General features: G+C 43.2%; 3 protein-coding genes and 1 pseudogene. 1 reads left to right on the top strand and 3 read right to left on the bottom strand.

Going from position 1 to position 8,028, the window contains the following annotated elements; translation table 11 throughout:
* Nucleotides 1–104: 104 nt before the first annotated feature.
* The 3 genes from SPADD19_RS00690 to hutI form a co-directional block, all read right to left on the bottom strand.
* Entirely contained in the window at nt 105–2,207 is a 2,103-nt protein-coding gene (locus SPADD19_RS00690; protein WP_241496371.1) for a surface-anchored 5'-nucleotidase, read from the bottom strand.
* A gap of 518 nt (nt 2,208–2,725) precedes the next feature.
* Nucleotides 2,726–5,110, bottom strand: a complete 2,385-nt coding sequence (locus SPADD19_RS00685) for a phosphoketolase family protein (RefSeq protein ID WP_061454940.1) — start codon at nt 5,108–5,110, stop codon at nt 2,726–2,728.
* Nucleotides 5,111–5,400: 290 nt separating this feature from the next.
* Nucleotides 5,401–6,648 (bottom strand): imidazolonepropionase, encoded by a 1,248-nt coding sequence (hutI, locus tag SPADD19_RS00680; protein ID WP_061454939.1) that lies wholly within the window; start codon nt 6,646–6,648, stop codon nt 5,401–5,403.
* A 198-nt stretch (nt 6,649–6,846) separates the two neighbouring features.
* Here hutI and SPADD19_RS11335 point away from each other — a divergent pair.
* Nucleotides 6,847–8,028 (top strand): annotated as a pseudogene (locus SPADD19_RS11335) (urocanate hydratase); the annotation flags it as partial.

Here is an 8,028-nt window from a genome sequence, read left to right as displayed (position 1 = left end):
TCACTTTTCTCACAGCGGAAAGTCCCAGTAAGGAGTAAATGATATCTATTGCAGAATCATTTAATTTTTTATGCAAAAACAGTTTGTATACTTGCTATCCCCAGTTAACCTTCGCGTTTTTTGCTGGCTACAAACCCCGCTAAAGCTAGTGAGGTCATACCAAAGAGGCTAAGGACGGTTGAAGCCAATTCATCTTGACCTGTTTTTGGAAGACCAGTTGCTGGTGTAGCTGTTGCTTCTGCTTGGCCACCTGTATGATAGGTGACAGCGACTGGTTTGTTTGTTGCCACTTCTTTTGTTTCGCTTGCAGCTGGTTGAGCTGGAGTTACTGGGCTTTCAGGTTGAGGAGTTGGGGTAGCCGGACTTACTGGAGTAACTGGAGCTACGGGATGAACTGGACTTACTGGATCAACTGGCGCTGGCTGTGGTTGTGGTTCTGGAGTTGGTTGTGGTTCTGGAGTAGGTGTTTCTTCTTCCACTTTTTCCACAAATGTCTTGTTGCCCAAGATTGAAGCAGACAACTTCTTCCCTGCCTTATTCACATCTTCGATGTATTGGATAAAGACTTCAGTATCTGGATTAATGGCACCGATCAATTTTGTATCACGGAAGACTGAGAAGCCATCTCCGCCACCATACAAGAAGTCGTTGATAATCACCTTGTAGGTTTTGTTGCGATCAATTTCAGTTCCATCTGCCTTGTAAGCTTTCACGACCTTATATGGATTTTCTTCTGTTGCATCGGCTGGTTTTGTATAGGTGTACTTGATCCCTGCCATTTGCAAGAAGTAAAGCTCTTTCTCATCATATTGTTGGTCCAAAGCTTTGTAGATTTGGTCCCCAGTGATTTCTACTACTTGGAGGATATTTCCAAATGGTTGCACCGCTTGAGCTGCACTCCAAGTTACTGTTCCGTCTGGTTTCACCACGAGGTCTGCACGAATTCCTCCATTATTGGTGAAAGCAAAGTCAACATCTGGATAACCTGATTTTTTGGCAATATCTAGTTGCGCTGCTGTGACCAAATCTCCAACAGCACTTTCTTTTTGTGCATTCAATTCACGGGTAATATTTTCAGCCTTGTCTGCTGTACCGATTTTTGCTTCTGTTACTTTTTTAACCGTCGCATTGGCATCATCGATGATCGCTTGAACCTTGGCATCTTTCGCTTTGCCTTTCGATGGATCTACCGCAATAATTTTAGCAGTTGGAGCTTTGACAAAGTCAGCTGTATCTGTATCTAGGACCCCACGGACATCCGAGTAGGCTTTCCCTTGAGAAGTACCTTGAACAATCAAGGTATTTCCAACCATTCCGTTTGTATATTGGTGGTTGTGACCTGCAAAGACGATATCCACTGAGTTTTCAGGATAAATTTGGTTTAATTTTTTGATCATGTCTGCAGCAGGACCTTCTGCTACACCATTCTTACTAGTGGCAGCAACGTGGGCCAAGACAGCGATAGCATGAACCCCTTGGTCATTCAGTTCACGCGCATATTTAGCAATCGATTCTGCTTCATCCAAAACACGGTATTGTTCATGATTTTTACGCAAAACAAGATTTGGGAATTCTGTCGTAACAACCCCGATAAATCCGACCTTAACGGTCTTGTCATTGACTGGGATTTCTTTGATGGTATAAGGTTTCCAGTCAAATGGGATTTTGTTGGTATCCTTGTCAACCAAGTTGGCAATCACGACTTCTTGTTTAGAAGCTTCATGAGGATATTCATCGACGATCTTGTTGAATTGACCAGGTGTTGGGGCTTCTCCCTTCATGATCCGGTTAAATTCACCAAGTCCTTCGTCAAACTCGTGATTACCAAGGGTTCCGTATTCAAAGTTCATTTCATTGAAGACTTTTACAGTTGGTTCATCTTGAAGGAGGGCAGAGTTGGCTGGACTAGCGCCGACCATATCTCCCGCTTGCACACGGATGCTGGCATTAGGCGTTCCTGCATTCTCTGTTTCAAAGTCTTTTTGTGAATCATTCAAGTAGGTTGCCAAAAGTGGGGCTGTTCCTGCATTTTTCACAGTTTCGCCTTCTAAACGAACCGTCCCTGTTTGTTCCAAGGCACCGTGGAAGTCATTGACGCCCATGAACTGCACGGGCAATTCGTCTGCAAAAACGCTATTGATCGCAAAAACACTAAGACCCGCAGCGACCGCTAGGATACTGCTTTTCAAGATAACTTTTTTCTTCAAAGAATACTCCATTTTCTATTGTTGGACACTTCTCCAAAAAGGAGAACGCAGAACAGTTGATTTGCTACAATCAGCTCTTCCATTTTACTATTTTTTCGGTTTTACTTCAATATTTTCATGGAAACTCTTACAATTTTATTAGAAAACGCTTGATTTCCGAACATCTTTTCATGTATCTTTTATCCCCCCCTACATTCAGAGCAGCAAAAAAGCCGGATTACTCTGGATATTTAGAATGTAGACAACCTATTTTAAATTAAAATAAGTAAAGAGATTCTGCAAAGAAATAAAATGAGTTCCAATTTTTAAATTGATTCAAAAAAATGCCGAAACTTTCCGCTGTGAGAAAAGTGCCTGAAACAATAACGTTTCAGGCACTCGGAATTATTGAGACCTTAGGCTCAATAATTAGTCTTGGAACTTCGAAGAAGTTCGCTGACGTCCGTACTCACCTAAGGAAAGTTTTTAATATGACTTTGTCTTAAATCTGAAAAGCCGGATTACTCCGGCTCTTTTTCTCATTTATTCACGTTTTCCCATTTCCAGTTTTGAACTTCTGGAATGTCGTCTCCGTTTTCACGGATGTAGTCATGGTGGAAGGCGATTGTTTCGTCCATTTGAGCTGCGAATTCAGCTGCTTCTGCTCCAAGAGCTGCATTAGCTGCATCTTGTGCCAAGTGGAAGCGATCCAACTCAGACATCACACGCATATCAAATGGTGTGGTGATATCTCCGTTTTCACGGTAACCATGCACACGAAGGTTATGGTTGTGACGGTTGAAGAAGATATCACGGATCATGCCTTCGTAACCATGGAAGGCAAAGATGACTGGTTTATCAGTTGTGAAGACTTTGTCGAACTCTTCATCTGAAAGTCCACGCGCATCAACGGATGGGTGACGCAATTTCAAGATGTCGATAACGTTGACAAAGCGGATCTTCAATTCTGGGAAGGCTTTGTGCAAGATTGTGATGGCTGCAAGAGCTTCTAAGTTTGGCTCTGTACCTGCAGCTGCAATAACAAGATCTGGTTCTTCATCTGCTGAAACAGTTGAAGCCCAATCGATCACCTTGTATCCTTCACGAACCAATTCTTCTGCTTCAGCTGCTGAGTAGAATTGAGGACGTGGGTGTTTAGAAGAAACGATCAAGTTGATCACATCTTCTCCCTTGAAGGCTTCATCCATCACTGCAAGCAAGCTATTGGTATCTGCTGGCAAGTACTCACGGATATATTCAGGAGTTTTCTCAGCCAAGTGAGTCAAGATACCTGGATCTTGGTGAGTGTAGCCATTGTGGTCTTGTTGAAAGACAGTTGAAGTTGCAATCAAGTTCAAGGCTGGGTAGTTTTTACGCCATGTTGTATGTGTCTTAGACTTACGCAACCATTTGAAGTGTTGAGTGATCATAGAATCCACAACACGAAGGAAGGATTCGTAAGAAGCGAAGAATCCATGACGACCTGTCAAGACATATCCTTCAAGCATTCCTTCGGCTTGGTGCTCTGACAATTGAGAGTCAATGACACGACCAGCAGGGCTTAACGCTTCATCGTAGTCTGGTTTCATACGTCCTAACCATTGACGGCTTGTACGAGTGAAGACTTCTTGAAGACGGTTTGATTTGGTTTCGTCTGGACCGAAGATACGGAAGTTATCTGGGTTTACATCTACTAAGTCTGCCGCATACTTACCAAATTCGATCATGTCTTGAGCCATGATTTCACCTGGTGTGTTGAATTGAAGGGCATGTTTCTTCCAATCAGCTGTGTTCATTGGTTTGATCACACCAGCATTTGTGATTGGGTTCATCGCCATGCGACGGTCACCTTTTGGTGCAATTTCCGCAATTTCAGGAACTAGTTTACCAGTTTCGTCGAACAATTCAGCTGGACGGTAAGATTCCAACCATGAAAGAAGGGCATCAACATGCTCCATGTGGTGAGCATCTACTGGGATTGGAACTTGGTGCGCACGGAATCCACCTTCGATTGGTGTTCCTTCCCATGCTTTTGGACCAGTCCAACCTTTAGGAATACGAGCAATCAAGACAGGGTATACTGGTTGAGTTGCTTCTTCAGCAGAACCTTTACGAGCTTCTGCTTGGACTTTCTTGATTTCTTCAATTGCTTCGTCCAATTTTTCAGCAAACAAAGCGTGTGCAGCTTCGTGGTCTTCTGAAATTGCAGTGACATTCGCAAAGATTGGCTTCCATCCAAGACCTTCAAAGAAGAGGGCCAATTCTTCGTCTGTTTTGCGTTCGAAGATGGTTGGGTTGTGGATCTTCCCACCGTTGAGGTAGAAGATTGGAAGGATAGCCCCATCGTTGACTGGGTTCAAGAAGGTATTTGACAACCAACCAGCCATCAATGGACCTGTTTCTCCTTCACCGTCACCGATAACTGTGGCAGCAATCACATCTGGATTATCCAATACAGCACCGGCAGCGTGAGAAAGGGCATAACCAAGTTCTCCACCTTCGTGGATAGATCCTGGTGTTTCAGGCGCCGCGTGAGAAGCGATTCCTCCTGGGAATGAGAAGATCTTACACAAGTGTTTGAAACCTTCTTCATTTTGAGGGATATTTGGATTCAATTCAGTATAAGAACCATCTAAGTAAGAGTTCGATACCATTACTTGTCCACCGTGACCTGGTCCTTCAATGTAGAACATATCCAAGTCATATTTGTTGATGGTACGGTTCAAGTGAGCATAGATAAAGTTTTGCCCTGGTACAGTTCCCCAGTGTCCGATTGGGTGAGCCTTCAAGTCGTTTTCAACGACTTCGCGCTTCAACAACGGGTTATCTTTTAAGTACATTTGAGCAGCTGAAATGTAGTTGGCTGCACGCCACCAAGCGTCTACTTTATCCAAGTAAGCTTTGCTGTTATAATCGACAGTCATCTTGTCTCCTCACAATTTCTAGACAGGTCTGTTGAACAACCTGTTCGTTTGATCAATAGTTTAAACAATCTGTTTTCACGACAAACAGATGATATTGAAGAAAATATTCAATATTACTTCTATTCTATCAAGAATTTCCCTTTTTGTACATCAGAAAGTAAGAAAAATATTCTTTGAACGTCAAATTTTAATGTTCTACTAAAGTGGTCCTATTCCCTACAGAGATACGATTAAAAAAAAGACTTTGCTGATTTTGCAAACGAGCAAAGTCCCAAATGAAATAGAGTAGGTTAAATGACTTTTTGACCTTTCTTGTAGACATCTGTCACTAGATTTGTCGCAAAGAAATAGAAGAGATAATCTAGATTTGGTGCATCAAAGATGGTAATGTCAGCCTGTTTGCCAACATCGAAAGAGCCGATTGTTTTAGCACGATCAACTGAATAGGCCGCATTGATGGTTACTGCATTGAGAATTTCTACTGGAGTTAGGCGCATCATGAAGCAACCCAGATGCATGGCAAACTGGAGATTGGCTGTTGGACAAGACCCTGGATTGCTGTCCGTTGTTAGGGTGATGGCCATCCCAGCGTCCAACATCTTACGAGCCGGTGCATAGGTATCTTCCATCAAGCTAAAGGTTGTAGCAGGCAAGAGATTGCCGATGACTTTGGCTTTTGCTAGTTTTTGAATGCCTTCATCCGTAATCACCATCAGGTGTTCTGCGCTGGTAGATTCCAATTCAGCCGCCACATCAACACCACCAATGGACTCGATCTCATCGGCATGAATCCGTAGCTTGAAGCCCATCTCCTTAGCTTTTGAAAGAAGATAGCGAGATTCATCTGCTGTAAAGACACCTTTTTCACAGAAGATATCACAGAACTCAGCTAGTTTTTCTTCCTTCACTTTGGGAAGCATTTGTTCCACAATGAGATCTAAATATTCTTGGGAACGGCCCTTGTACTCTGTTGGGATCGCATGGGCTGCCATAAAGGTTGATACCAGATCAATTTCATGGTCACGGTCCAAGGCAGCTACTACATCTAGTTGGCGTTTTTCAGTTTCCCAATCTAAACCATAACCACTCTTGGCTTCGACAGTAGTCACCCCATGACGCAACATGTAATCCAACAGTCGTTTGGACTTGTCATAGAGATTGTCAAAAGAAGCTTCCCGTGTCGCCCGAACCGTGCTCAGAATTCCACCGCCTTGAGCGAGGATGTCTAAGTAAGAAACACCCGCTAATTTTTTCGCAAATTCATGCTCCCGACTGCCTCCATAGACCAAGTGGGTATGGCAGTCAATCAGGCCAGGAGTCGCAACTTTTCCTTCACAGGATTTCACTTCCGTATGGTCATCGATCAGTTCTGGGTCTGGTTGACCTGTCCCAACTGCAAGAATCTTTCCATCTTCAATGGCGATATAAGCATCTGAAAGAATTTTTGCTTCTGCCATCTCCTTGCCATAGAGAGGATGGCCTAGATCATTCGGACAAAACAATTGGTTAAAGTGGGTTAATAGGATATCAGCAGACATATGAAACATTCCTTTCTATTTCCATTGTTATTCATTTTACAATTCTACAGAAAAAGCGTCAAAAAAAAGTCAAAAAGTTTTCCCCTCATTTTTTTTGCTTTATTAAAAATTATATTTTTTTTTGACTCTTTATTGACGTTTCTTGGATACAATAAAGAAAATATAAATTCACAGTCCAACTATAAGGAGGGTTCTGCTATGTCATTTATAGACGAGAAAGAAATTGCGGCTGCTATGTCTGTCAAATTTGACTTTGATGTCCTACCTGAAAAGGCGACTTTTCAAGAAGGCATCCGTCGTGCACCTGATAGAGGCTTCCGCTTAACGCAAGCTCAGACTGAAATTGCCCTTAAAAACGCTTTGCGTTACATTCCTAAAAAATTCCACCAAGAGTTGATCCCAGAATTTCTGGAAGAACTAAAAACTCGCGGTCGGATCTATGGCTATCGCTTCCGTCCAAAAGATCGCATCTATGGAAAACCAATTGATGAGTACAAAGGAAAATGCACTGCTGCTAAGGCTATGCAAGTCATGATTGACAACAACTTGAGCTTTGAAATTGCCCTTTATCCTTATGAATTGGTCACTTATGGAGAAACAGGATCTGTCTGTGCCAACTGGATGCAATACAACTTGATCAAAAAATACTTGGAAGTGATGACAGAAGACCAAACCTTGGTCGTTGAATCTGGTCACCCTCTTGGCCTCTTTAAATCGAAACCAGAAGCTCCTCGCGTCGTCATTACTAACGGTCTCTTGATTGGTGAGTATGACAACATGCGCGACTGGGAAATTGCTGAAGAAATGGGAGTGACGAACTACGGTCAGATGACGGCTGGTGGCTGGATGTACATTGGTCCTCAAGGGATCGTTCACGGTACTTTCAACACCCTTCTCAATGCCGGTCGTCTCAAACTTGGTGTGCCTGATGACGGCGACTTGACCGGTAAACTCTTCATCTCGTCTGGTCTCGGTGGTATGAGTGGAGCTCAAGGGAAAGCAGCTGAAATTGCAAAAGCGGTTGCCATCGTTGCAGAAGTAGACCGCTCTCGGATCGAAACCCGTCACTCTCAAGGTTGGATTAGTCAAGTAACCGACAGTGCCGAAGAAGCTGTGAAATTGGCTCAAGCAGCACTGGAAGCTGGTGAATCAACTTCGATTGCCTACCATGGTAATATCGTAGACTTACTCGAATATGTCAACGAACACCAAGTCCATGTTCATCTTTTGTCTGACCAGACCTCTTGCCACAACGTTTATGATGGTGGCTATTGCCCAGTTGGCATTAGTTTTGAAGAACGGACACGTTTGCTGGCAGAAGACAAAGAAACCTTCCATCGCCTGGTTGATGAAACCTTGGCTCGTCACTTTGCAGTGATT

This window comes from Streptococcus parasanguinis (assembly GCF_001578955.1).
In the GTDB taxonomy this organism is placed as follows: Bacteria; Bacillota; Bacilli; order Lactobacillales; family Streptococcaceae; genus Streptococcus; species Streptococcus parasanguinis_U.
The sequence above is the reverse complement of the archived record's forward strand: the minus strand, read 5'-3'. Positions and strand labels throughout refer to the sequence as shown.